Here is a 23,620-nt window from a genome sequence, read left to right as displayed (position 1 = left end):
GGGGACCAGCCATGTATTTGCACTCTGTGGACGCGGGCGCACATCCTGCGCTGCCCGTTGAGAAAGCGTACCCGTTTGACTGCTTCCAGCCGTGAGGCGGCATGCGGGTATTTATGGGCGTAATGGCCCTCAAACACATCGGTTCTTCCTTCGATGACTTCCTGAAGGAGGAAGGCATTTTTGAGGAAGCCACCACCCACGCCCTCAAGCGTATGCTAACCTAGCAGATTACCGAAGCCATGGAGGCCAAGGGACTCACCAAGACCGCCATGGCGCGCCTATGAAGACCAGTCGTACCCAGCTTGATCGTCTGCTGGACCCGAACAACGAGAAGGTACAGCTCGATACCGTGCAGCACGCCGCCTCCGCTGCCGGCTGTACCATGCGCATCGAACTGGCCTGACGTAGCGCCCTGCTTTGCTTCCTGAAATAGGGGCGATCGGGGAATTCGGGAAAAATCGTACGCTAAGTCGCTCGCGGGCTACATAACGGTTTTAGTCGTCGGATCTATCGGAAATTGCAGTATCGCCTTATACCGAACCGACGGTATAATGTGATAGATTTGTGACTTCGGCGTCGTTGAGATGTTCCATTCCATGTCCGCTTCGTTGGTATCCCGCGACCAAGTGCTTGATCGTCCGAGCTTCGTTTTCATAGCGTGCGGCCTGGCCACAACTGTGTCATTTGATCGGACCCTTTAAGCTCTACTGGATCGTGTGCTCGCGCCGCTGCGCATCCGCGTCAATGGCATCGGACCGGGTGCGTTTGCACGCCTATCAATACTGCCGCCTGGAGCACGCCTGAAGCCTATGCTGATCTGATGAAGCTGGTGCCCTACAAACGAATCGGCGAGCCAGATGACATCGCCCGAGCGGTGGTCTGGCTCAGCTCCGATGCCTCGGATTACGTCACCGGCACGACTCTGTTCGTGGACGGCGGCATGGCTCTCTTTCCCGGCTTCGCGACCGGCGGTTAGGCCCATGGCGGACAAGATCGAGACGATCAAGGCCGCAGGCGGCCACGCCCATAATGGACCCATCAAAAACTGATTCCAAGCGGAGGCATTGATTTTGCGTTCTCAACTTTCTGGACGTTTATTGGTCATCTATGGTGCTATAGCAGCTAATTTTTTTATCGCTGTCGCCAAATTTATAGCCGCCTACTTTTCCGGAAGTTCAGCCATGCTCTCTGAAGGTATCCACTCAATGGTGGATACTGGCAATGAATTGCTGTTGTTACTCGGGGTAAAAAGGAGTAATAAGCCGGCCGATGAGCAACATCCGTTCGGCTATGGCAAGGAGCTTTATTTCTGGAGTCTGATCGTTGCTATTGCCCTATTCGGTATCGGTAGCGGCATGTCCATCTACGAGGGCATTACGCACTTGCTGCACCCCACCGAAATAACCGATCCTACCTGGAGCTATATCGTTTTAGGCATTGCCTTTGTCGCAGAGGGCATCTCGTGGATCATTGCTCTGAAAGAGCTTTTGGCTAGTAAAAACCGGGACAGAAGCTTTTGGCAAGCGCTTAGAATCAGCAAGGATCCGTCTGTATTCACGGTGTTTTGCGAAGATTCAGCCGCATTGGCGGGCGTGGTGGTCGCTTTTTTAGGCGTTTATTTAGGGCACACGCTCAATAATCACTATTTCGATGGTTCCGCTTCTATCGTTATCGGTCTCATCCTAGCGGCTGTGGCACTGTTTCTGATTTACGAGGGTAAGCATCTGCTTGTTGGAGAAAGCGCCGACCCGCAAATTGTGCGACACATTCACGAGATCGCCAACACCGATCCGGCGGTAGCGGATTTACGCCGCCCGCTTACGATGCATTTTGGACCCGACCAAGTGTTGCTGAATCTGGATATCAAGTTCCGCCCCAATCTATCAGTGGCAGAGCTCGAGAATGCTGTTGATCGCCTGGAGATGAAGATCCGCCAAGCGTATCCGGAAATCAAGCGTATTTACCTCGAGGCCCAATCCTTTAAGGGGCGTGGTGACCTATCGGACTCTACGGAAGACGGAGAAACTCCAAAGTGAAAGATAAGCGAGGGAATGGGACCGCATTTTTCTCAATAAAGCCGGCGGCGGAATAGCCAGGCAGCAAGCAATAAAGCGGTTGAGGCGATGAGAGCCATGGGCCAAACCCGTGCCAAGACGAATTCGGCCGACGCGTCCTTGAGAAAAATGCCATGGGAAATTTCAAGAAAATAACGCATGGGATTGAGATAGGTCAGGATTTGAATCCATTCGGGCATATTGGCAATAGGAGAAGCAAAGCCTGAAAGAATTACGGTAGGAACGATAAAAAAGAAAGCCCCTAATAGGGCTTGCTGCTGGGTTCTGGCGAGGGAGGAGATCATCAATCCGGTCCCGATACTGGAAAGCAGAAAGAAAAAGAGACTTAGGTACAGAAACAGTAAATTTCCAATCAAGGGCACTTCGTAGCCATAGACCGCTATCAAAAGGATGACGATACTTTCCCCCAGGCCAATAATCAGCGCCGGTATGGTTTTGCCGATCACGATCTCCATGGGGCGCAGGGGGGTGACCAAGAGCTGCTGGAAGGTCCCAACCTCTTTTTCCCGGGCCACCGCAAAACCGGTAATGGAAAGGGTCGCGACCAGGGTAATAATGGCGAGAAAACCGGGGAGCATGGACCAAAAGCTCAAGAGGTTGGGATTGAACCAGGCCCGTTCCACCAGGTGGGCCGGCAAAGGCTGGCGGGCCATTTCCCGATTAAAGTCAGCCACAATTTGACTGGTGTAATTCAGGAGAATCAAAGCCGTATTGGAATTGCGGCCATCCACAATCAATTGCACCGGAGCAGAGAGTCCTTGTTTTAAATTCTGGGAAAAATTCTCGCCGATGTGGAGCACCAGATCCACCTTCCCGGCCTTCACCAGCGGGGTGATTCCAGCATCATGGGTGAGCGTTGCCACCAGCCTAAAACCTTGCCCGGCGGTAAAGCGCGCCGCTAGATCCCGCCCCAAAGTACCGCTGTCTTTATTTAAGACGGCAAGCCGGATAGAGGTCACATCCAAGGTGGTGGCATGGGGGAAGACGAGCAGTTGGAAAAAAGGTAAAGCTATGATTACCCCCCGGCTTCTTTTGTCCTTCAAGGTTGCCAAAAATTCTTTGATAATTAATGCGCTAATGCGGCCCCACATGGTCCCCTTAATCCAGCCGTTTGCGGGTGAGTACCCGGCTCAGGGTGAGCAAGACGCCCGCCATTAAAAAGAGCGCAACTCCATTGGGAACGATGACGTTCCAGATGTTCCCCACAAGAAACAGTGTTTTCAGAATCTCAATGAAATAACGGGCGGCGATGAGATAGGAAACCGCTTGAATCCAGGAGGGCGTACTGGCCAAGTTGAAAATAAAGCCCGAGAGCAGGAAAGCCGGGAGAAAAGTCACCATGATGGCAATCTGACCCGCCACGAACTGGTCCTTGGCCAGGGTCGAAATGAGCAATCCCATCCCCAAAGTCGCTAGCATAAACAGCGCCGCAGTGACAAAAAGGACCCACAGGGAGCCGCGGAAGGGAACCTCGAATAATCCTACCCCTAGGGCAAAGGACAGGGCCATGCCGCCCATCCCAAGGATGAAGGTGGGAATCAATTTACCCAGGAGCAACTCGTTAGGGGTCACAGGGGTCACCATAAGGGATTCGATAGTGCCCCGGTCATATTCCCGGGCCACCAGCAAGGACGTAAGCAAGGCCCCGGTGAGAGTCATAATGATGGCCATCAACCCTGGAACCAGAAAATTTTGGCTGCGGACTTCCGGATTAAACCAGATCCGGAACTCCTGGTGGACGGGTTGTTGGAAAGTGAGTCCTTGATGGCGGGCTTCCAAGACGAGCCAGTCCTGCCAGACCCGGCGCACATAGCCGAGGATCTGGCGCCCGGTATTGGCATCGGCGCCATCCACGATGACCTGGATCGGCGCTCCCCCCTGCTGGTGGATTTGCTTGGCAAAGTTTTCTCGGAGCACCACCATGCCTCGCACTTCTCCTGCCAGCAGGGCCTTCTCGGCAGCTTGGCGCTGAGGCAGGAAAACCGGCTTGAAGTATTCCGAGCTCATGAAGAAAGCGGTAAAGCGGGCGGTGGTGTCGGTGGGCTGCTCTACTACCAGCGCAATTTGGACATGCTTGGCATCTAGGGAGACTCCATAACCGAACAGCAGCAATAAAATCGCGGGCAGGACAAAGGCAATGCCGATGCTGCTCGGGTCGCGCAGGATTTGCCGGGTTTCCTTGATGACCAGCCCCCGCAACCGCTGTAACCGGAGATAGGGAGGTGGATGAGAAGGCGTGGTGGGGGATTGAGGCATGGGGCTAGCCTGGCTGCCGGGCTTCAATCAAGTGGATAAAAGCTTCCTCGATACTGGGCTCAGGGCACTCCGGAGTTGCCTGCTCTCCCTTGAGCGCATCCGGGGAGCCCAGGGCGATTAATTGCCCTTGGTAAATAATCGCGAGCCGGTCGCAGTATTCGGCTTCCTCCATGAAGTGGGTGGTCACCAGGACTGTGACTCCCTGCTCGGCCATTTCATTGATCCGAAGCCAGAACTCCCGCCGGGTAAGGGGGTCCACCCCGGAAGTGGGTTCATCCAAAAACAGGATCTCCGGTTCATGCATGATGGCGCAGGCCAGGGAAAGCCGCTGCTTATAGCCCAAGGGCAGGGAACCGCTGGTCTGATCCGCCAAGGGGGCGAGGCCAAGGGCTTTGGAGAAGATTTTTATCTGTTCCTGGCGCCGGCGGCCCCTGAGTCCGTAAACCCCGGCAAAAAAGCGCAGATTTTGCTGGACCGACAAGGCGGCATAAAGGGAGAAATGCTGGGCCATGTAGCCGATACGGCCTCGCGCCTTGGCGGCGGCCCGGCGCAAGTCCACACCGGCTACCAAAGCTTCTCCTTCGGTGGGAGGCAAAAGACCCGCGAGCATTTTAAAAATGGTGGATTTGCCAGCGCCATTAGGCCCGAGAAGACCGAATATCTCGCCGCGCCGCACCGAAAAACTGACCTTGTTAACGGCTGTAAAAGCACCGAAGCGGCGGGTAAGATCCTTGACCTGAATAGGGGCTTGTTCCGTCTTGTGTGGCCTATGATTGCTGGCCAACTGGATTTTGCCGACCATGGGTCCAGTGTTTCTTTGGGGTTGGAGTGCGGCTATATAAGCATCCTCCAGGCACGGCGGGACAGCCTTGATTTCCGCTGCCCCGGTAAGATCCTCAAGGCGCGGTTTTCCCGCCTCCCTGGCGGTCACTAGGCGCAAGGTTTGACCACTCAGTGCCGCATCTACGATACCCTCTTGTGCCAGCGCCTGGCGCTGAAGAGCGCGTAGCTTCCCCTGGGGGGCAGACAGGCGAAAGCTCCGGCCCTCCAGGGGCGCGATGAAGTCCTGGGGCGTTCCATCGTAGATCTTCCGGCCTTGGTCAAGCACAATCATCCTATCGCTGCGTTCCGCTTCATCCAAATAAGCGGTGCTCCACAGAACGGCCATGCCCTCACTGATCAGGGTCCGGACAATATTCCAAAGTTCGCGGCGGGAGAGGGGGTCTACGCCCACGCTTGGTTCATCGAGTAGCAGGAGGCGAGGTGGGCGGATTAAGGTGCTGGCGAGTCCTAGCTTTTGTTTCATTCCTCCTGAAAGTTTGCCGGCGGGCCGGGTTTGGAAAGGCGCTAGTCCGGTAAAGCGGAGCAGTTCTTTAAATCGTTGCTGCCGTTCCGGGCCCCCCAGGCCCTGGAGATCAGCATAGAGGTTAAGGTTCTCCCCCACTGTGAGTTCTTCATAGAGTCCGAAGTTTTGGGGCATATAGCCAATCTGCTGGTGAATTTTGACCGTTTGGTTGGCGGTATTCTGGCCCAGCACCTGAATGATCCCTTTGGAAGGTAGCAGTAGCCCGGCAATTAATCGCATCAGGGTGGTTTTGCCCGCCCCGTCGGGTCCCACCAGGCTGGTGATCCCGGTGCCGGGAAAAGTGGCGCTTAATTCAGCGATAGCGGTCAAGGACCCCGTGACCGTGGCGAAGGTCTTGCTTACCCTCTTGATTTTGACCACAGCGTGGGCGCAAGCCATTTAGGAATGGCTCTTTGGATGCTTTTTTAAATGGATGATGAGGGTAACTGGCATTCCTTGACGCAATCTCTCATCGGGATTAGCAATAATAACCCGAAAACGATAGACGAGACTGGTTCGCACTGCGGGCGTTTGAACGGTTTTTGGCGTGAATTCGGCAGTAGGTGAAATAAAGCCGATTTGGCCTTGAAAGGGGTATTCAGGGTAGCTGTCCGTAAATATTTCCACTGGCATACCAGGGTAAATCCGCCCCAAATTAGGTTCCGAAACATAAGCCCGTACCCATACCGGATTTTTGAGGGCAAGGGAATAGACGGGCTCGCCCAGAGTCACGATGGCCCCTGGCTCCTGAATCCGTACCCGGATAGTCCCCGCTGCCGGAGCCTGAATTTCAGTGTCTTTCAGATCTTCCTGGGCCAGGGCCAGCGCTGCCGCAAGGGCCCGTGCTTCCGCCTGGGCGGCTTGAATGTCTTCTTGACGCGGCCCTTTAACCGCAAGTTGCCATACTTGACGGGCGGCTTCCAGGTTGGCGGCGGCCCGGTCCCGTACTTCCCGTGCATCATCGGCGGTCTCCTCGGAGACTGCCTCGGTGTGGACCAGGGTTAAGCGGCGACTGTAGATTCTCTGGGCATTGCTAAAGGCTATTTCGGCGGCCTCTTTTTCCGCCCAAGCCTTTTTGATTTCTTCAGGCCGGCTTCCTGTTTCCAGTTCCTCGACTACTGCCTGCTGCTTTTCCAGTTGGGCCCGAGCCGCCGCCACCCGGTCGATGAAGCGATCCTGTTCCAGGACGGCAAGGCGCTGTCCGGGGACGGTTTTGTCTCCTTCTTCTACCAGCATGCGTTTAATCCGGCCAGGGACGTTAAAACTCAGGTTGACTTCCCGGATATCAATATTGCCGTAGAGCGTTAATTGAGCCGGGGGATGCTGTTCTTGTTGCCAGAGGTAATAGCTACCCACGCCGAGGACGCTTAGCACGGCGGCTATGCTAACAGCGAGCCTGCGCGCTGTTGACTTAGTCATTTCGGATTCGCGGCGCCCGTTTTAGGAACGAGTGTGCCGGTACTCAAAAATCGGCCTTCAGGCTGTTAAGCTTCTAGCAAAAGAAACTGGAAGGTAGATAGATTGCCAGGGAACTCGTTTAATGATGACAACGCTCCAAGACCAAACAGGCGTTAGTGCCGCCGAAGCCAAAGCTATTGGACATGACAGCTTCAAGTTCTACCCCATCCATCCGCTCTTTTACGATGGGAAAGCCTTCGGCGCCTGGATCGATCTCGTCGATATTGGCCGAGGCGGCGATAAAGCCCTCTTCCATCATCAGCAGTGAATAAATAATCTCATTGACTCCCGCAGCGCCCAGGGCGTGGCCCGTAAGGGATTTGGTAGCGCTGATGGGGGGAATACCTTCTTTCCGCTCGGCAAAGGCTTCTTGGATGGCCTCTAATTCCTTAATGTCGCCCGTGGGAGTGCTGGTGCCATGGGCATTAATATAGCCCACAGGTGTCTCCACGGTGGCAAGGGCCTGTTGCATGCAGCGGACAGCGCCTTCACCCGAGGGAGCGACCATGTCGTAACCATCGGAGGTGGCGCCGTAGCCGGTCACTTCCGCGTAAATTTTTGCCCCCCGGGCTTCGGCGTGTTCCAGGGCTTCTAGTACCACTACGCCGCCGCCGCCCGCAATGACAAAACCATCCCGATTCTTGTCGTAGGGGCGGGAGGCCCTGTGGGGGGTCTCGTTGAAGTTAGAAGACAAAGCCCCCATGGCATCGAATAAATGGGTCAGGGTCCAGTGGAGTTCTTCCCCTCCGCCGGCAAAAATAATATCCTGCTTGCCAAGCTGAATTTGCTCCATCCCGTTGCCAATGCAGTGGGCGCTGGTCGAGCAGGCGGAACTGATGGAATAATTGATGCCCTTGATTTTGAAGGGCGTTGCCAGACAGGCGGAGTTCGTGCTGCACATGGTTCGGGGAACCATGTAAGGTCCTACCCGGCGGATTCCTTTTTCCCGCAGGGTGTCCGCCGCGCTTACCAGATTCTTGGTGGAGGGACCGCCGGAGCCCATAATCAGCCCGCTGCGAGGATGGGAAACCAGATTTGGAGTCAGCCCCGAATCAGCGATTGCCTGCTCCATGGCCAGGTAATTATAGGCTGCCCCATCCCCCATGAAGCGGCGAATTTTACGGTCGATAAGCGCCTCAATATCAATGTCCACCGAGCCATGAATTTGGCTGCGCAAACCCAGATCCGCATATTCTTGATGGAATTCAATTCCTGAGCGGCCGGTTTTCAAAGCCGCCAGGACTTCCTCTTTGTTATTGCCAATGCTGGAGATGATTCCCAATCCAGTAATAACGACGCGTCTAAGTTCTTTTCCCATTTGGCTCCTAAATCTTTTCGTACCCTTGGATTTAAAGCATTTTAATTTTATTTCATATTCTTTCAAAGCGCATTATGAAAGAAGCAAAAAATACTTTATATACTCAATCTATAATTTAATTATTTCGCTCTCTTTGCGTCAAAACTGAATGTATCAGGGCAACTAGGTAAGATTGCAGTGGATTTTGATAGTAAATCCGCTAAGAATAGCAGGCTACGTGAAAATTGAATAGGCGTTTAGGATATTGTGGTAGGGCTCCCCCAGAAGATAATGCAGGCCAGGCCATTGGTGGATTTGGGAAACCATGCGATATTGCCTGTTAGCTCCATGCTCTTTAGCTAGCATCGCCCCAAAGTTCTTGGAGACGCTGATCCCGGCCGCAACCAAAACGATACAGCTTATAGCGGATCGGATTTTTCTGGTAATAATTCTGATGATAGGCTTCGGCAGGGTAAAATTGGGTGGCGAGTTTAATTTCCGTCACGATGGGTTGATTGAAGCGGCCGGATTGGGCTAATTGAGCTTTCGATTCTTCCGCCAGCCGTTGCTGGGTTTCGTTGTGGTAGAAAATGGCGGACCGGTATTGGCTGCCGTGGTCACAAAATTGTCGGTTTTCTGCAAGGGGGTCAATATTACGCCAGAAGATAGCGAGTAATTCAGCATAGCTGATCTGGTTGGGATCATAGCTGATTTGGACGGCTTCCGCATGTCCCGTTTTCCCCCCAGAGACGGTTTCATAAGTAGGGTTTTTCATGTGGCCGCCAATGTAGCCGGAAGTGGTGGAAATAACGCCCTCGAGATTGTCAAAAGGCGGCTCCATACACCAAAAGCACCCTCCCGCGAAGGTTGCCTTGGCAGGAGCCTTGCCTGCTTCTAGGGCCAGAGCGGGGCGCAGGCCGATAAGGACCACTAGGCATAGCACCATCAAGCCATGAGTAAGGAATTGTTCCCTTGTCTTTATTTTTTCAGTCATGCCCTTATCTGAGACTCTACGAAAGAAATAAGGTTGCAATATTAATTTAGCTCGATCTCTTTAACCTTACCCTCTTTAAACGAGAAGCGATCCCCCTTGACCTCTATTTCCACGGGCGCTGCTCCACAGGTCAGGGATTCTATCTTTAATTTCTCCCGTGAAATGTCTAGCTCTAGCCAGTGTCCCCGGTAGTGTAGATGCATGTGAAGTTGCCTTAGCTCCTCTGGGAAGCAAGGGTTGAAGCGCAGCACTTGGCCTCTCGCCTCTAGTCCCGTGTAACATCGCTGCACCAGATCGATGCAGCCTGCCATGGCGCCAAGGTGGATGCCTTCAGGTGTGGTCCCTCCCTGAATGTCCGCCACATCCGTCTTCAGTGCTTCCTGGAAGAGTTGCCAGGAGTGTTTTCGGTCTCGGCGGGTAGCGGCCCAGGCGTGGATGATCCAGCTTAAGGAGGAACCATTGGAGGTCCGCTGGAGATAATAATCAATGTTTTTGGGGATATCTTCTGGCTTAAAAATATAGCCGAGTTGCTCGAATAACTCGCCTAACTCCGGCGCGGAAAAAAGGTAAAATAGCATGAGCACATCCGCTTGCTTGGAGGCTTTATAGCGGTTGACGGTATCGCCTTCTGCCTCCAACAGGCGATCCAGGCGCTGAATATTACCGTATTTCTCGCGGTAGCTTTCCCAATCGAATTCCGCTAACTCCCCGTAGCCTTCGAACTGACTAATGATTCCATCGTCATGAAATACTATTCGCATTTTACCGCTAAGGTCTCTCCAACGGGCTTTCTCCGATTCTTCGATAGTCAGTTTTTCACAGAGTTGCTGGCACGCTTGCGCAGGGAGCAGTTGAAAGAGTTCCAGCGCTTTATTAAATACGAATACCGCCATGAGGTTGGTGTAGGCATTGTTATTGAGGCCAGGGCTCCCCATTTCTGGGTAAGCATCGTGAAATTCGTCGGGACCCATGACTCCCAGAATTTCATACCGATCTAAGGTTTCATTATAGGTTGCGATGCTGGCCCAGAAACGGGCGATTTCCAAAATCATTTCCGCCCCATAGCAGGCGAGAAAATCCAGGTCGCCCGTCACCTGAAAATACTGCCAGATATTGTAAACAATGGCGGCATTGATATGCCGCTGCAAATAAGAATGATCGGGGAGCCAGCGCCCCGAGCGGGGATTGAGATGAAGCTGCTGGGACTCTTCCCGGCCATTGCTGCCGCTTTGCCAGGGATACAGGGCCCCTTTATAGCCCAGCGCCTGGGCGGCCCGGCGGGCTTCATGCAAGCGGCGGTAGCGGTACATGAGCAGAGCTTGGGTAATTTGGGGAACACGATAATTGAGAAAAGGAAAAATAATCAGCTCGTCCCAAAAAATATGGCCTCGATAGGCTTCCCCATGCCAACCGCGGGAAGGCATGCCCACATCGATATCCAGGGAGTGCATGGAGGCGCTTTGCAGGAGATGAAAACTGTAGAGTCGGAGAACTCGTTGGATAGGATGATCGCCGCTGTCGTCGATAATTTCCAGCCGCATATCGAATTGCCGCCACAGATGCTCCCATGCTAAACGATGTGCCTCAAGCAGGCTCTCAAAACGGGGAGATTCTTGGATGGCTTTGATGGCTTCTAGGCCGCATTCGGAAATAGCAGAGTCCCTGGCTGTATAAAGAGCGACCGTCTTTTCCACGGTAAGAGGGGTTTCCTTCGTTATTTCTGTGATAAACGCTTGGGCAATATAAGCAGTTTCCTCCTCCGTTTGGCGTTCTACCAGCGCCCGTTTGTTTTTTTGGAAAACCTCTAACCTAGCCGCTTGGGCGAATATCAGATGGGACTGATTGGTCCGTACTTTGAGCAGAAAGCTACGTTCATCGACAGGCCGTGTTTCCACGGGTTCCAAATGCTTGCTATTAAGAGCCTGATAGCGGGCTACCCCCGAATTCCTGATTTGCCCATCTAGGGCGGAATGTACCTCTAAAGTGCCAGACCAGTTAAGGGGGGTAATGACGGTTTCCAAGGCAGCTTGGTGCATGTGAGCCATACTGACCAGGCGGCGCTGAACGACCCGGGTTTCCCTGCCTTCTGGGTCACGGAAATGAACGACCCGGCGCAACAGACCTTGTTTAATATCAAGTTTTTGGTGGTAAAAGAGAATTTCCATCGTGGCTAAATTAAGCCACTTTCCGCCAAGGGGGCGGAAATTTACACAGAGCCAGTTAGGCCAATTAACCAGGTCTTCGTTTTCCACCGTGCGCCCGGCAATCGCTGTTTTCAAGCGATTATAACCGCCGGCCATATAGGTACCCGGGTAATGGGTTGCATCCGCGCGGGATTCCGGCGCTGCCCCACGGGTGGCGAAGTAACCGTTGCCTAAGGTGCATAAGGCTTCCCGCAAGCCTTCTTCCTTTGGCTCAAAGCGATGATAAGCCAGTGTCCAGGCGCTGCGTTCCTGGAGTATCCGGGTTAGGGCGGTGAGAAATTCCCTCACTTGGGCGGGATCTTTTAGACGGTATTCGGCGTAAGTGTGCCGGGTCTCCGTGCCTACCACTAGTCCTAAACCCCATTCTTCCAGAGTCTGAAAAGCATCTTCGTCGGTAAGGTCATCACCTATATAAAGGGGTAGGACATCTGGATAATTGAGCTTGAGTTTACCCAATAGCCATAATAGCGCCTGGCCTTTATCCCAGGCCACAGCGGGTTGGAGTTCATAAACTTTCTTGCCGTATTTTTTATGTAGCCGGTCATGGCTCCCCAGCACCCTATCCACCGCTTTTTCCACCGCCTCGATCTGATCTTCCGCCACATTCCGGTAGTGTATGGCGATGGAAAATCGTTTGCGTTCTATCTGCGCCCCCACGATATTCTCAAGCTGTTGAGCGAGCGCTTGTTCTGTTTCATCGAGGAGGGGCAGGTAGGCTTTGGCCTGCTCCTGTTCCATTGCTAAGCCCTCGGGGCCAGCGATTTCAAAACCGTGGCTGCCTGCATAATACAGACTCTCGATGGCGACCCGTTGGCGCACATCCGCCAAGCCTCGACCACTAATAATGGCGACTGGACATTGATCGGCTAGCTTTCTTAATGTTCGGTTCATTTCCGCTGAGAGGTGTGCTTCTTCAGGACGGGAGACAATGGGGCTGAGGGTACCGTCATAGTCAAGAAAAACAACGATCTCCCGTTGTGCAATCCTATTTTGGATTGATTCCAGGGCTTCTAGAGCTGGAGAAAGATCACACAAGCGGGCCACCAGCGTCATTTCCGCTAGATCCTCAATGACAGTATCCGCGCCCGCCTCTTGCAAAGCTTCCACTTGATTTTTTCGATTAACGCCAATAACCCGGCCAAATTTTCCTTGGCGGCCAGCTTTAACGCCGGCAATTGCGTCTTCAAACACCATGCAGCGTTTAGGTTCCACCCCTAAACGGCGAGCCGCCTCCAGGAAAGTGGCTGGGTGGGGTTTACCCTGGAGATCTAAAGCTTCGGCATCATTACCATCCACTTTTACCTCAAATAGGTGAGTGAGTTCCACCGATTCCAGGATTGGGCCACAATTTTTGCTAGCGGAGACCACGGCGGTTCGAAATCCTTTGCTGCGTAGGCGCCGAATCAATTGGACAGAACTCTGGTAGGCTTCAGCGCCTTCTTTTTTTAACTTAATTTGAAAGATCTCATTTTTGCGGTTGCCGAGTCCGCATACCGTTTCTTTCTCCAGGGAATCGTTAGGATTGCCGTAAGGCAATTTGATATGGCGGGAACGGAGAAAACTTTTTACTCCTTCGTAGCGGGGTTTGCCGTCCACATAATCACGGTAGTCATGGTCGCTGAAAGGCCGGAATTCGCTTCCTTGAGCCCGTTTTTGGAGAAAGTCATCAAACATAGTCTTCCAGGCGGTGGCATGCACACGGGCGGTTTGAGTCACCACCCCATCCAGATCGAAGATAACGGCATCGAAGTGACTACGGGAAATCGTTTTATGGCTATTCATTAGGGGTATTCATAAATTATCAGGCGAGGAGACTGCCTGCTTTAGCTGGCGGTAGTTGACTATAGATCGGATTATAAAAAGAAAGTTAATCCCGTGCTTTTGTAGCCTATATATTATATTTCAAGTTTGCTGAAAACAGGGGTTAAAGTAATGAATCAACAAGATGAGGTCATTAAACAAGCGAGAGCGCTTCTTGAGCATGATGAACGTATTAACCTCCATCCCTCTCCTATTGAAATAAGTGTCTGTGAGGGAAGCCTTATTATTAAGGGTGAAGTAGAAAATCTTACTACTAAAAGGCGCGCATTGCAGCTTCTACGCAATAAGTCAATGACTGGGATAAATAAGCTGATCGACCAACTTATGGTGAAGCCTGCAGAGCATCGGGGTGATGGCGCACTACGGGATGCCCTCTGCCAAGCATTGCTGGCGGATTCGACTTTCCATAATTGCACTTTGTTGGCGCGGGTAAAGACAGGGGCGGCGCAAGAGCTTGAGCAGAGAGGTTTCGAAACTTGGCAGCAAGCCGATCGCGAACCCAGCGGATTGATCAAGATTTCCATAGCAGCAGGAACGGTGGGCTTGGAAGGAAAAGTACCCACGCCTTCCCATAAACATTTGATAGAAGCCATGAGTTGGTGGTTACGGGGGTGCCGAAACGTTGAAAATAAGTTAGAGGTGGACCCGGCGCGGGAAGAGACGGACGGGGAGCTTTCTGATGCACTCCGCCTAATTTTGGAGAAAGACCGGTTTGTCGAAGCGGATCAAATTCGAATTGACATTCAAAATCGTGTCATGACCTTATACGGATTTGTTGCCACCCGGAAAGAAAAAGAGAGGGTGGAGGCCAACGCCTGGAGTTTGTCAAGCATAGCAGAGGTCATTAACCAGATTGAAGTGAGAAAACTAGAGGTCTAGAGGACCCTTCAAGTTATCATCCCTCGCCGGGGTTGCTGCAAGCGCCTTGGCGAGGCGCTCATTGCTCCCTCTGGCTTAGCGGTGCCATCGGACACGGAGAATGCTGTTTCCATCGGTATACTGGTAGTCCAGGTTACCTTCATAGGCCCGGCTTAAGGCCTCCCCTATACCCCGTGGAAGATGGATTTCAGTAAAGGTGACTACCATTTCCTTTCCTTTTTCCTCAATGTCCATAATCCGTTTCAAGGGGTGTTGTGCTTTTTCGCTTTCTTCCTTGTTACGAATAAGGTTAATGATTTCCTCCCGGTGTTCTTGAAAAAATTCCCCGCTCAGGGTTAAAAAACCTGCTGGAACCCGATCCCGCATCCGCTGACAGGCAGGGCATAATTTTTGATTGGCGTCGGCAGGGAGTTCAGCCCAGCTCCATCGGCCTCGTTCAAAGACAGCCCGACACACCGGGCAGAAGGTGGGTTCCGGTAATTTTTTCCTGGTTTTATAGGGATCATGTATACTTTCCTTAATTAACCGATCGCCTCTATTTCCTCCCGGACCTGGCGTTCCCTTCTCATGGGCGATGATGTTGCGGGTAATTTTACTGGAATCCCTTTTTCCCATAAAAATCTCCTTAAATTACTAAAAAACAGAAAATAGATGCTGGTGAGTTATCCCTGACACACTTCAGTAACCCCTATTGTTTCTGCTATAACTATAGACTTGCCTGTTATGTTTTGAAATGAATGGTTCCATCGCCGGGGACTTGAGTTGCCCGATGAAGAGCTGGGCAATTTCCGTCAAAATTTAGGGTTTCGTAGCCAATATAAATTATATATTTGAATTACAAATTCTTTTTGGTAACAATAAGCCTGTGACGAGGAAAAGACAACGGCATGGCTAGGGTAAATCGTGGCTGAAAGGCAACCCAGAGGGAAATTATCAGGCGTTTCTTTTTTAGCTCGGCAGAATAAAGGGGAGAAATGCGGCTTGACTTGGCTTCTTGCCAGTTGGTATAAAATCCACCTTTCTTTATTTGGGGCTAAATAACCACGCCAGTCCTAGCCAAGAGAGTTTCTATAACCAGCGAGCCGTTGGGCGAGTTGAGATTAAAAATAATTTGTAAAATTAAGGGGAATAACTTAGTGAATAAATCGGAGCTTATTGAATCAGTAGCAGACGCGGGGAATTTGACAAAAGCCGCTGCGGCTCGGGCTGTGGATTCTGTTATCGAAGCGGTTACCGATGCGTTAAGGCGTGGTGACCAGGTCACGATCGTGGGCTTTGGTACTTTTTCCGTGCGTGATCGTGCTGCCCGGACTGGGCGCAATCCACAGACGGGTGAGGAAATCAAAATCAAGGCATCTAAGATGCCTTCGTTTAAAGCTGGAAAAGCCCTCAAGGATGCTGTAAACTAGTGAAATTCCTTTGGGTGCTTAGCTCAGCTGGGAGAGCGTCGCCCTTACAAGGCGAAGGTCGGGGGTTCGAAACCCTCAGCACCCACCAGGTGGGATTGATAATTTTTTCATGGAGTGGTAGTTCAGCTGGTTAGAATACCGGCCTGTCACGCCGGGGGTCGCGGGTTCGAATCCCGTCCACTCCGCCATTTCTTTTGTAAGGTAAAAAGGCGCAATTTACAACTCCTGTAAATGCGCCTTTTTTTATTTCTTAAATAGCCGCCCTGTTGAAGAGGTATCTAAATCCATGTTGGAAGCTATACGGAACCGCGCCCAAGGCATCTTTGCCTGGGTGATTGTGGGCCTTATCGCCATTCCTTTTACCCTGTGGGGTATTAATAACTACATGCTTGATGGAGGGGAAGCCTTGGCGGCCTCCGTGAATGGCGAGGAAATTAGTACCCGCGAGTTCCGATCGGCGTTTCTGAGTTATACGCAACAACTGCGCTTCTTGATGGGGGCGAGCTTTCCCGAGGAAATGCTAGATGATCCGGCGACTAAGCAGAATGTTATAGAGGGGCTGGTTGAGCAGCGTCTTGTGCTGGATACGGCGGCAAAGCTCGGGTTGGGCATGAGCGATTCATCCCTTAGCCAGGTTATCCGGAGCAATAAAGCTTTTCAAGGGGAGTCTGGCCAATTCGACTCCCAGCGCTATGAGGCTGTATTGGGCAGTCAAGGGTTGACGCCTGTCGCTTATGAGGCCCGTTTGCGCTCGGCTCTGCTAAGTGAACAGCTAGTTTCTACCTTACGTCTGTCAGCGTTTACGACCCAGCAGGAAGTAGAAGCTATTGCCCGCCTTCAGCAGCAGAAGCGGGAAATCGGTTACAGTATCGTGCCATCTGCTACTTTCCGCGATGTCATCGAGGTGAGCGCCGATAAGGTACGTCAGTATTATGATGACCATCCGGAGGAATTCCGCATTCCGGAACAAGTGAAAGTACATTATTTGCGTCTTACCGCCGACTCTTTAGCTACAGATATCCCGCTAGATGAACAGACGTTGCGGGATTTCTATGAGGAGTCCGAGGATCAATATCGGGTACCAGAGCGGCGCCGGGCCAGCCATATATTGATAACAGTTCCGCCGCAAGGTGATGAAGCTACCCGCCAGCAAGCACAGGAGAAGGCAGAAGCGGTATTTGAACGGTTGCAGCAGGGCGAAGACTTTGAGGAGGTGGCCAAGGAGGTTTCCGACGATCCGGGCTCTGCTCAAAAGGGGGGTGACTTAGGCTTTTTCGGCCGTGGGGTCATGGACCCGGCTTTTGAGGAGGCGGTGTTCTCTTTGGAGGAAACGGGAGCCCTCAGTGAACCCGTATTGAGTAAGTTTGGCTATCATATTATCAAGCTAACGGATATTGAAGCGGGCGAAGTCAAACCCTTTGAAGCGGTCAGTGAAGAGTTGGCGCAAAGGTACCGCCGGCAGATCGCGGAGGAGCAGTTCTATGAGCAAGCGGAAATCCTGGATAATCTTACCTACGAGAATCCCTTTACCCTGGAGGTTGCGGCGGAGACCCTTGGGCTTTCCATCGAGACGAGTGAGCCTTTTTCTCAGAACGGAGGAAGTGGGATTGCCGCTAATCCGAAAGTGGTTGCAGCTGCTTTTAGCGAAGAAGTACTGCGAGAGGAGATGAATAGCCAAACCATCGAATTGGCTCCCAATGATGTGGTGGTAGTGCGGCTTGATAAGCACCTTCTGGCCGACACCAAGCCTTTTGAGGAGGTTCGCGAAGAAATAGAGGAGAAGTTGACTCTAGACCAGGCGATGGCTCAAGCCCAAGAGCGGGGCGAGACACTGGTGGCGCATTTACAGCAGGGAGAGTCCCCCGAGACCGTTTTTAAAGAGGGGGGAGAGGCTGTTTGGAATGAGAAGAAATTGTATGCCCGCGACGATCAGGAAATTCCTTCAGAAGTTCTAAAGATGGCTTACGAGTTGCCCCATCCCGAATCTCCTGAAAATCCCGTTTTTGCGGGACAACCTTTGGGATCGGGGGACTACGCTGTGGTAGGGCTCTACCGGGTTGAGAATGGGAACCCGGGCAAGCTAGATGAAAAGGCACGCCGATCCCTAGCCCAGGAAATGGAGAAAGCCCATGGTGAGATGGTTTATCGGGATTTTATCCAGGAATTGAAATCGAAAGCTGATATCAAAATTTATACGGAAAATCTTTAAGCCTCTAGCTTGGGTTATTAGGTAAAAAGCGGGCCAAAACGGCGGCTCCTACTGAATCGCCCCAGACATTGATGGAGGTGCGAAAGCGATCTAGAAACCAGTCAACGGCGAGCAGCAGTCCCACCCCTTCAAGGGGGAGGCCGACGGCATTTAATACAATGACAAGGGTGACTAAACCAGCCTCGGGAATGCCCGCGGCGCCAATGGCGGCTAGAGTGGCTGTTACAAAGATAAGGGCCTGTTGTTCCAAGCCCAGAGAAATTCCATAAGCTTGGGCGATGAACATCGCCGCCGCTGATTCGTATAGGGCTGTACCATCCATATTGATGGTGGAACCCAAGGGTAAGACGAAACGGACGGCTCGGGGATCAATGCCATTTTCCCGTACGCACTCCATGGTGAGGGGTAGTGTGGCGGAGGAGCTGGCCGTGCCAAAGGCGGTCAGCAGGGCGCGGAGCATGGTGAACAGGTAATCCCAACCCCGGCCGGTAATAAAAAATAATATTAGCAGCAACACCCCAAAGTGCAGGGCCAATCCGGAAAGTACCGTCACCACATGCCAGCCCACGGCGCTGACCTCCCCGAGAAAGGCTTCCCCGCCGCCGGTTTGTCCCAGGCGGGCGGCAATCAGGGCGAAGATACCCACTGGTGCCAGATACATGATCCATACCACTAACTTCATCATGGCTTCGTTGACGCCCTCAAAGAAGGCCAGCACCGGCTGGCCCTTATCTCCCAGGGTGGTGAGGGTGGCAGAGAATAAAATAGCAAAGACGATAAGAGGCAAGAGCTGTCCTTCAGCCGCGGCGTTGACCAGATTAGGAGAGACCAGAGAGAGTAAAATGTCGTCAATGCCCATCTCTCCCTTGGCGGCTACCCCTTCTGGAATCGGCCCTTCTCCAAGGGAAATACCGCTGCCGGGTTGGATAAGATTAACCATGAGGAGGCCAATAGCCACCGCAATAGCGGTAGTGCAGGCATAGTAGCCGATAGTGATCGTACCTACCCGGCCTAGTTTACGGACATCCCCTAAGCTGGCTACACCGGTAATCACTGCGGATAGAATAAGGGGGATGATAGTCATCTTGAGGGCGTTGAGGAATAGGGCGCCCAGCCAGGCTACGGCTTCCATCCTGGGGCCAGCGTACCATCCCGCCAGGACGCCTGCGATCACGCCAACGATAATCAATCCAAGGAGTATAAGCGCTGTGCGATGGGGCATGGTTAGAAAATCCCGTTTTTGCTGTTTTTAGATTATTGCGCAAGGAAGGCGTCGGCAGTTATCCAGCTATTCGCCCATCCCGATGATATGATAGCCCCCGTCCACATAAAGGATTTCGCCGGTAATGCCAGAGGCTAAATCGGAGCACAGAAAAGCTGCTGCATTGCCGACTTCCTCCGTAGTGACGTTGCGTTTGAGGGGCGTATTGCGCTCGGAATAAGTCAGAAATTTATTGAAATCGTCAATACCTGCCGCGGCTAACGTTTTGATGGGACCGGCGGAGACGGCATTAACCCGGATTCCCTCGGACCCTAGGGCGGTGGCCATATAGCGTACATTGGCTTCGAGACTAGCTTTTGCTACCCCCATGACATTATAGTTAGGGATGGTTCGTTCCGCGCCTAGGTAGCTGAGCGTGAGGAGGGCGCCATTGCGGCCATGCATCATGGTCCGGCCTGCTTTGGCGAGGGCGGCAAAGCTATAGGAACTGATATCGTGAGCAGTCCGGAAGCCTTCCCGGGTAACGTTTTCCAGGTAGTCCCCTTGCAATTGATCCCGGGGCGCAAAGGCCACCGAGTGGACAATGATATCCACATGATCCCAATAATCGTCTAAATGGGTAAACAGTTCCTCGATTTGTTCGTCGTTGCTGACATCGCAGGGCAGGGTAATATCGGTATCGCATTGGAGGGCCAGCTTTTCAACCCGTCCCTGAAGTTTCTCATTTTGATAGGTCAGCGCCAGTTCCGCGCCTTCCCGCTTCATGGCCTGGGCAATTCCCCAAGCAATGGAGCGGGGGCTGGCGATACCTACAATAAGAGCTTTTTTATCTGCTAGAAAACCCATAAATTATGTCTCCTCAAGTCTCGTGTTCTTAGAAATTAGCGGGTAAAGCTACCCGAAATTAGCCATTTCCGAAAGGGGAAGAAAATTGACTTTTCCTTCCATGAACTATAATGGATATTTCATGAGCATGTTAGGAGGCCCCTTGGTATTTTCTCTCGTGCGCTGGTTGGGAGTCTTCGCTTTGCCGTGGTTGACGGCTTGTAGCGGAGAAGTATTGAACAGTCCTTATCCTGCCGCCGGCAAGGTCCAAAATGTCGCCTATTCAAGCTTCAATTTACGCCCTAAGACCCTGGACCCGGCTCGTTCCTATAGTGCTAATGAAATAGTCTTTACTGGCCAGATTTATGAGCCTCCCCTGCAATATCATTATCTCTTGCGCCCCTACAGCCTGGAGCCTCTGACCGCTCAAGCCATGCCCCAGGTGACTTACGTGGACGCCGCCGGCAATCCTCTTCCCCCAGAAGCCCCGTTTAGAGAGGTAGCCTATAGCATTTATGAAATTCAGATTCAGCCAGGCATTCATTATCAACCCCATCCCGCATTTGCCAAGGATGAAACGGGCCGGTTTCTCTATCATGAGCTAAGCCCTGGAGAGTTGGCTGGAATCTATAAGCTTAGCGATTTTCCCCATAGGGGTAGCCGGGAATTGGTAGCGGCCGATTATGTTTACCAAATCAAACGCCTGGCTTCCCCCTGGGTGCATTCCCCCATTTTGGGCCTGATGAGCCGTTATATCGTGGGAATGAAGACCTATACCCAAACTTTGGTGGCGGCTCAAGAGAAGGACAAGGGAAACTATTTAGATCTTCGCGCTTACCCTCTTCGGGGAGCGGAAGTGGTGGACCGCTATACTTATCGCTTGACCATCGAAGGTAAATATCCCCAACTGCGCTACTGGCTGGCCATGCCTTTTTTTGCTCCGGTGCCCTGGGAGGCGGATCGGTTTTATGCTCAGTCAGGCATGGCGGAACGCAATTTGAACCTTGATTGGTATCCTGTCGGCACGGGTCCCTATATGCTCACGGAAAATGACCCTAACCGCCGCATGGTGCTGGAGCGTAATCCGAACTTCCATGGCGAGACTTATCCTGCTCAGGGGATGCCAGGCGATAAAGCGGCTGGTCTCCTGGTGGACGGGGGCGAGTCCTTGCCTTTCATCGATCGGGTCGTGTTTAGCCTGGAAAAGGAGAGTATCCCCTATTGGAATAAATTCTTGCAAGGCTACTACGATACGTCCGCAGTCACCTCGGATAGTTTTGATCAGGCTTTACGTATTGCTGGAGGAGGAGAAGAGCTGACTTTGACTGAGGAGATGAAAACCAAGGGGATCAAGCTGGTTACGGCTATCGGGACTTCCATCTCTTATCTGGGTTTTAATATGCTGGACCCGATAGTCGGGGGCGATAGCGAGCGGGCACGTAAACTGCGCCAGGCCATTTCCATTGCCATTGACTATGAGGAGTTTATTTCCATTTTTGCTAATAGCCAGGGGATTGCCGCCCAGGGACCTTTACCGCCCGGGATTTTTGGCCACCAAAGTGGTAAAGAGGGTATTAATCCCCATGTTTATAACTGGAAGAACGGACAGCCTCGCCGCAAGTCTCTCCAGACAGCCCGCCGGCTCTTGATTGAGGCCGGTTATCCGAATGGCCGGGACGCCGAGAGCGGCAAACCTCTTTTATTATATTTCGATACCACGGGTAAGGGCCCGGACAGTGCGTCTTTAGTAAGTTGGATGCGGAAGCAATTCCAAAAGTTGAATATCCAATTAGTTGTGCGCGAGACTGATTACAACCGCTTTCAAGATAAAATGCGTCAGGGAAATGCCCAGATTTTTCAATGGGGATGGACTGCTGATTATCCCGATCCAGAAAACTTTCTCTTTTTGCTCTATGGGCCGGAGGGCAAAGTTCGCCATGGGGGGGAGAATGCGGCCAACTACAGCAATCCTGAGTTTAACCGGCTTTTTCAAGAAATGAAAAGCATGGAAAATGGCCCGGAGCGCCTGACCAAGATTTGGAAGATGGTGGCTATTGTTCGCCGGGATGCCCCTTGGGTATGGGGGTTTCATCCTAAGGAGGTGAGCTTGCTCCATGCCTGGAATTTCAATGTCCAGCCTAATTTAATGGCTAATAATACCCTCAAATACCGCCGCATTGATCCTCAACTGCGGGCGCGGCTGCGGAAGGAATGGAATCGTCCCTTGCTCTGGCCCCTGGGGGCACTGTTAGCCGTCCTTGTTCTGGGAGCAGCGCCTGCAGTGGTCACCTACTGGCGCAAAGAGTATCGGCCGGGCTGGGCAGTGGTGCCAGGAGAAGGCAGAGGAAGTCAGAGAAAAGTGCCTGGATAACAGCCGCCTCCCTGGCCAAGCCTCCGAATAGCAATTATGAGCAGTATATTCTGAAATCATCGTCTATACTGCTGTTAAAGTGTTCGGCCGGCGGCCGGTTAAATTAAAAATTTTAAGAGAATTTATTCCCCTACTAGCAGAGGGGACTCATCATTTATTCTTGCTGGTATGTTGCTATCAATTGGAGCGGTATCCTTAAAGACTGTGAGACGGATTAGGTCTATCCGGCATCTTTTACGTGGCAATATAAGCGGGGCGTTTCTTGGCGCGAGCGTCTTAGGAATAATGGGGTGCGAGGGACCACAGTCGGCGCTCAATCCGGCGGGACGTGGGGCGGAGCAGATCGCTCAGCTTTTCTGGTGGCTGGTTGCCGTTAATACCCTTATCTGGATTTTGGTTGTTGGCCTGGCCGTTTATGCTGCCCAGCTTCGGCCTGGCGCGCACCCGCACCGCCGGGCCAAGCTCCTGATCATTGGCGGTGGCGTTATTTTCCCGATATTAGTGCTCACCATTTACCTGACCTATGGATTATCGCTGATGCCGGCATTGCTGAAGCCAGCGGATTCAGATGATCTCCAGATTGCCGTTTCGGGCGAGCAGTGGTGGTGGCGGGTACGCTATCTTTCTTCTAGCGGGGGAGAGGTCATCGAGCTTGCCAACGAAATCCGTCTCCCGCTGGGGGAGTCCGTTAATTTGTTACTTGACAGCCCTGATGTCATTCACTCTTTCTGGGTGCCTTCCTTGACCGGTAAGATGGACATGATTCCAGGGCGGATTAGCCGGCTGACGCTTAAAGCCACCAAGGTCGGCGTTTATCATGGGGTCTGTGCCGAGTACTGTGGCAGCGCCCATGCGCTCATGAAACTGGATGTGGTGGTGATGACGCCAGATGCCTTTGCCGCCTGGCTGGCGGCTCAAGGACAGCCGGCGGCGGTGCCCCAGCAGGCGTTGGCGGCACGCGGCCAGGAGTTATTCCAGTTTGAGGGCTGTAGCGCCTGTCACACCATCCGCGGCACGGCGGCCGACGGCCAGGTGGGGCCTGATCTTACCCATGTGGGCAGCCGGCTAAGCCTGGGTGCTGGCACTCTGCCCAACAAACCGGCAGCGTTTCTACGCTGGATCGCCCATACCGAAAAAGTCAAGCCGGGAGTCCACATGCCTGCCTTTGGAATGTTGCCCGAGAAGGATTTGCGGGCGCTGGCGATGTTCTTGGAAGGATTGCAGTAAACAACCATCAGTGCTTAAGCTGACGGCT

The 23,620-nt window shown here is 52.6% G+C and carries 19 protein-coding genes and 2 tRNA genes; 11 read left to right on the top strand and 10 right to left on the bottom strand.

Annotated features, from left to right (window positions below):
• Positions 1–101: 101 nt before the first annotated feature.
• The 4 genes from NOC_RS18400 (at position 102) to NOC_RS09615 (ending at position 2,036) form a co-directional block, all read left to right on the top strand.
• The gene (locus tag NOC_RS18400; RefSeq protein WP_002808797.1) at positions 102–224 is read left to right on the top strand and encodes a hypothetical protein; all 123 of its coding nucleotides are present in this window, start codon (positions 102–104) and stop codon (positions 222–224) included.
• Between the two features lie 56 nt (positions 225–280).
• Complete coding sequence (locus tag NOC_RS18395) at positions 281–403, top strand: hypothetical protein (RefSeq protein WP_002809808.1); 123 nt, start codon at positions 281–283, stop codon at positions 401–403.
• A 372-nt stretch (positions 404–775) separates the two neighbouring features.
• On the top strand, positions 776–976 hold the full coding sequence (locus tag NOC_RS18195; RefSeq protein WP_306420273.1) for an SDR family oxidoreductase: 201 nt from the start codon (positions 776–778) through the stop codon (positions 974–976).
• A gap of 94 nt (positions 977–1,070) precedes the next feature.
• Positions 1,071–2,036, top strand: a complete 966-nt coding sequence (locus NOC_RS09615; protein ID WP_011330762.1) for a cation diffusion facilitator family transporter — start codon at positions 1,071–1,073, stop codon at positions 2,034–2,036.
• Between the two features lie 32 nt (positions 2,037–2,068).
• Here the strand turns inward: NOC_RS09615 and NOC_RS09610 are convergent, their stop codons facing one another.
• From NOC_RS09610 to otsB, 7 genes are all read right to left on the bottom strand, one after another.
• On the bottom strand, positions 2,069–3,166 hold the full coding sequence (locus NOC_RS09610; RefSeq protein WP_002811101.1) for an ABC transporter permease: 1,098 nt from the start codon (positions 3,164–3,166) through the stop codon (positions 2,069–2,071).
• 7 nt (positions 3,167–3,173) lie between these two features.
• Positions 3,174–4,331 (bottom strand): ABC transporter permease, encoded by a 1,158-nt coding sequence (locus NOC_RS09605; protein WP_002811499.1) that lies wholly within the window; start codon positions 4,329–4,331, stop codon positions 3,174–3,176.
• A 4-nt stretch (positions 4,332–4,335) separates the two neighbouring features.
• Positions 4,336–6,075: an ATP-binding cassette domain-containing protein gene (locus NOC_RS09600; protein ID WP_002811425.1), complete on the bottom strand. Its 1,740-nt coding sequence runs from the start codon at positions 6,073–6,075 to the stop codon at positions 4,336–4,338.
• Positions 6,076–7,095, bottom strand: coding sequence for an efflux RND transporter periplasmic adaptor subunit (locus tag NOC_RS09595; protein ID WP_011330761.1), 1,020 nt, complete (start codon positions 7,093–7,095; stop codon positions 6,076–6,078). It lies immediately after the preceding gene.
• Between the two features lie 118 nt (positions 7,096–7,213).
• On the bottom strand, positions 7,214–8,452 hold the full coding sequence (fabB, locus tag NOC_RS09590) for a beta-ketoacyl-ACP synthase I (protein WP_011330760.1): 1,239 nt from the start codon (positions 8,450–8,452) through the stop codon (positions 7,214–7,216).
• Between the two features lie 334 nt (positions 8,453–8,786).
• A complete protein-coding gene (msrA, locus tag NOC_RS09585; protein ID WP_002811510.1) occupies positions 8,787–9,425 on the bottom strand; it encodes a peptide-methionine (S)-S-oxide reductase MsrA in 639 nt (212 codons plus the stop codon).
• 41 nt (positions 9,426–9,466) lie between these two features.
• Entirely contained in the window at positions 9,467–13,411 is a 3,945-nt protein-coding gene (otsB, locus tag NOC_RS09580) for a trehalose-phosphatase (RefSeq protein ID WP_002810916.1), read from the bottom strand.
• A gap of 150 nt (positions 13,412–13,561) precedes the next feature.
• Here otsB and NOC_RS09575 point away from each other — a divergent pair, with 150 nt between their 5' ends.
• On the top strand, positions 13,562–14,329 hold the full coding sequence (locus NOC_RS09575) for a BON domain-containing protein (RefSeq protein WP_002808924.1): 768 nt from the start codon (positions 13,562–13,564) through the stop codon (positions 14,327–14,329).
• A 75-nt stretch (positions 14,330–14,404) separates the two neighbouring features.
• On the opposite strand, the gene NOC_RS09570 is transcribed toward NOC_RS09575, so the two are convergent.
• On the bottom strand, positions 14,405–14,944 hold the full coding sequence (locus NOC_RS09570) for a BCAM0308 family protein (protein WP_002811418.1): 540 nt from the start codon (positions 14,942–14,944) through the stop codon (positions 14,405–14,407).
• 494 nt (positions 14,945–15,438) lie between these two features.
• Between NOC_RS09570 and NOC_RS09565 the strand changes: the two genes are divergently transcribed.
• The 4 genes from NOC_RS09565 (at position 15,439) to NOC_RS09550 (ending at position 17,947) form a co-directional block, all read left to right on the top strand.
• On the top strand, positions 15,439–15,738 hold the full coding sequence (locus tag NOC_RS09565) for an HU family DNA-binding protein (RefSeq protein WP_198342197.1): 300 nt from the start codon (positions 15,439–15,441) through the stop codon (positions 15,736–15,738).
• A 12-nt stretch (positions 15,739–15,750) separates the two neighbouring features.
• A tRNA-Val gene (locus NOC_RS09560) sits at positions 15,751–15,826 on the top strand.
• Between the two features lie 23 nt (positions 15,827–15,849).
• A tRNA-Asp gene (locus NOC_RS09555) sits at positions 15,850–15,926 on the top strand.
• Between the two features lie 98 nt (positions 15,927–16,024).
• Complete coding sequence (locus NOC_RS09550) at positions 16,025–17,947, top strand: SurA N-terminal domain-containing protein (protein ID WP_002811715.1); 1,923 nt, start codon at positions 16,025–16,027, stop codon at positions 17,945–17,947.
• 4 nt (positions 17,948–17,951) lie between these two features.
• On the opposite strand, the gene NOC_RS09545 is transcribed toward NOC_RS09550, so the two are convergent.
• Positions 17,952–19,169 (bottom strand): dicarboxylate/amino acid:cation symporter, encoded by a 1,218-nt coding sequence (locus NOC_RS09545; RefSeq protein WP_002809105.1) that lies wholly within the window; start codon positions 19,167–19,169, stop codon positions 17,952–17,954.
• A gap of 66 nt (positions 19,170–19,235) precedes the next feature.
• Entirely contained in the window at positions 19,236–20,015 is a 780-nt protein-coding gene (locus tag NOC_RS09540) for an enoyl-ACP reductase FabI (protein ID WP_002809750.1), read from the bottom strand.
• Positions 20,016–20,115: 100 nt separating this feature from the next.
• On the opposite strand from NOC_RS09540, the gene NOC_RS09535 reads away from it, so the two are divergent.
• The gene (locus NOC_RS09535; protein ID WP_002808654.1) at positions 20,116–22,365 is read left to right on the top strand and encodes an ABC transporter substrate-binding protein; all 2,250 of its coding nucleotides are present in this window, start codon (positions 20,116–20,118) and stop codon (positions 22,363–22,365) included.
• Positions 22,366–22,650: 285 nt separating this feature from the next.
• Positions 22,651–23,592, top strand: a complete 942-nt coding sequence (gene coxB, locus NOC_RS09530) for a cytochrome c oxidase subunit II (protein WP_002809868.1) — start codon at positions 22,651–22,653, stop codon at positions 23,590–23,592.
• Positions 23,593–23,620: the final 28 nt, after the last annotated feature.

Origin of the sequence: Nitrosococcus oceani ATCC 19707, assembly GCF_000012805.1 — a bacterium.
Lineage (GTDB): Bacteria > Pseudomonadota > Gammaproteobacteria > Nitrosococcales > Nitrosococcaceae > Nitrosococcus > Nitrosococcus oceani.
The sequence above is the reverse complement of the archived record's forward strand: the minus strand, read 5'-3'. Positions and strand labels throughout refer to the sequence as shown.

Coding starts and splice junctions, on each gene's coding strand:
- NOC_RS18400 (WP_002808797.1), top strand. CDS start 102: ATGCGGGTATTTATGGGCGTAATGGCCCTCAAACACATCGGTTCTTCC.
- NOC_RS18395 (WP_002809808.1), top strand. CDS start 281: ATGAAGACCAGTCGTACCCAGCTTGATCGTCTGCTGGACCCGAACAAC.
- NOC_RS09610 (WP_002811101.1), bottom strand. CDS start 3,166: ATGTGGGGCCGCATTAGCGCATTAATTATCAAAGAATTTTTGGCAACC.
- NOC_RS09605 (WP_002811499.1), bottom strand. CDS start 4,331: ATGCCTCAATCCCCCACCACGCCTTCTCATCCACCTCCCTATCTCCGG.
- NOC_RS09600 (WP_002811425.1), bottom strand. CDS start 6,075: ATGGCTTGCGCCCACGCTGTGGTCAAAATCAAGAGGGTAAGCAAGACC.
- NOC_RS09595 (WP_011330761.1), bottom strand. CDS start 7,095: ATGACTAAGTCAACAGCGCGCAGGCTCGCTGTTAGCATAGCCGCCGTG.
- fabB (WP_011330760.1), bottom strand. CDS start 8,452: ATGGGAAAAGAACTTAGACGCGTCGTTATTACTGGATTGGGAATCATC.
- msrA (WP_002811510.1), bottom strand. CDS start 9,425: ATGACTGAAAAAATAAAGACAAGGGAACAATTCCTTACTCATGGCTTG.
- otsB (WP_002810916.1), bottom strand. CDS start 13,411: ATGAATAGCCATAAAACGATTTCCCGTAGTCACTTCGATGCCGTTATC.
- NOC_RS09575 (WP_002808924.1), top strand. CDS start 13,562: ATGAATCAACAAGATGAGGTCATTAAACAAGCGAGAGCGCTTCTTGAG.
- NOC_RS09570 (WP_002811418.1), bottom strand. CDS start 14,944: ATGGGAAAAAGGGATTCCAGTAAAATTACCCGCAACATCATCGCCCAT.
- NOC_RS09550 (WP_002811715.1), top strand. CDS start 16,025: ATGTTGGAAGCTATACGGAACCGCGCCCAAGGCATCTTTGCCTGGGTG.
- NOC_RS09545 (WP_002809105.1), bottom strand. CDS start 19,169: ATGCCCCATCGCACAGCGCTTATACTCCTTGGATTGATTATCGTTGGC.
- NOC_RS09540 (WP_002809750.1), bottom strand. CDS start 20,015: ATGGGTTTTCTAGCAGATAAAAAAGCTCTTATTGTAGGTATCGCCAGC.
- NOC_RS09535 (WP_002808654.1), top strand. CDS start 20,116: ATGAACTATAATGGATATTTCATGAGCATGTTAGGAGGCCCCTTGGTA.
- coxB (WP_002809868.1), top strand. CDS start 22,651: ATGGGGTGCGAGGGACCACAGTCGGCGCTCAATCCGGCGGGACGTGGG.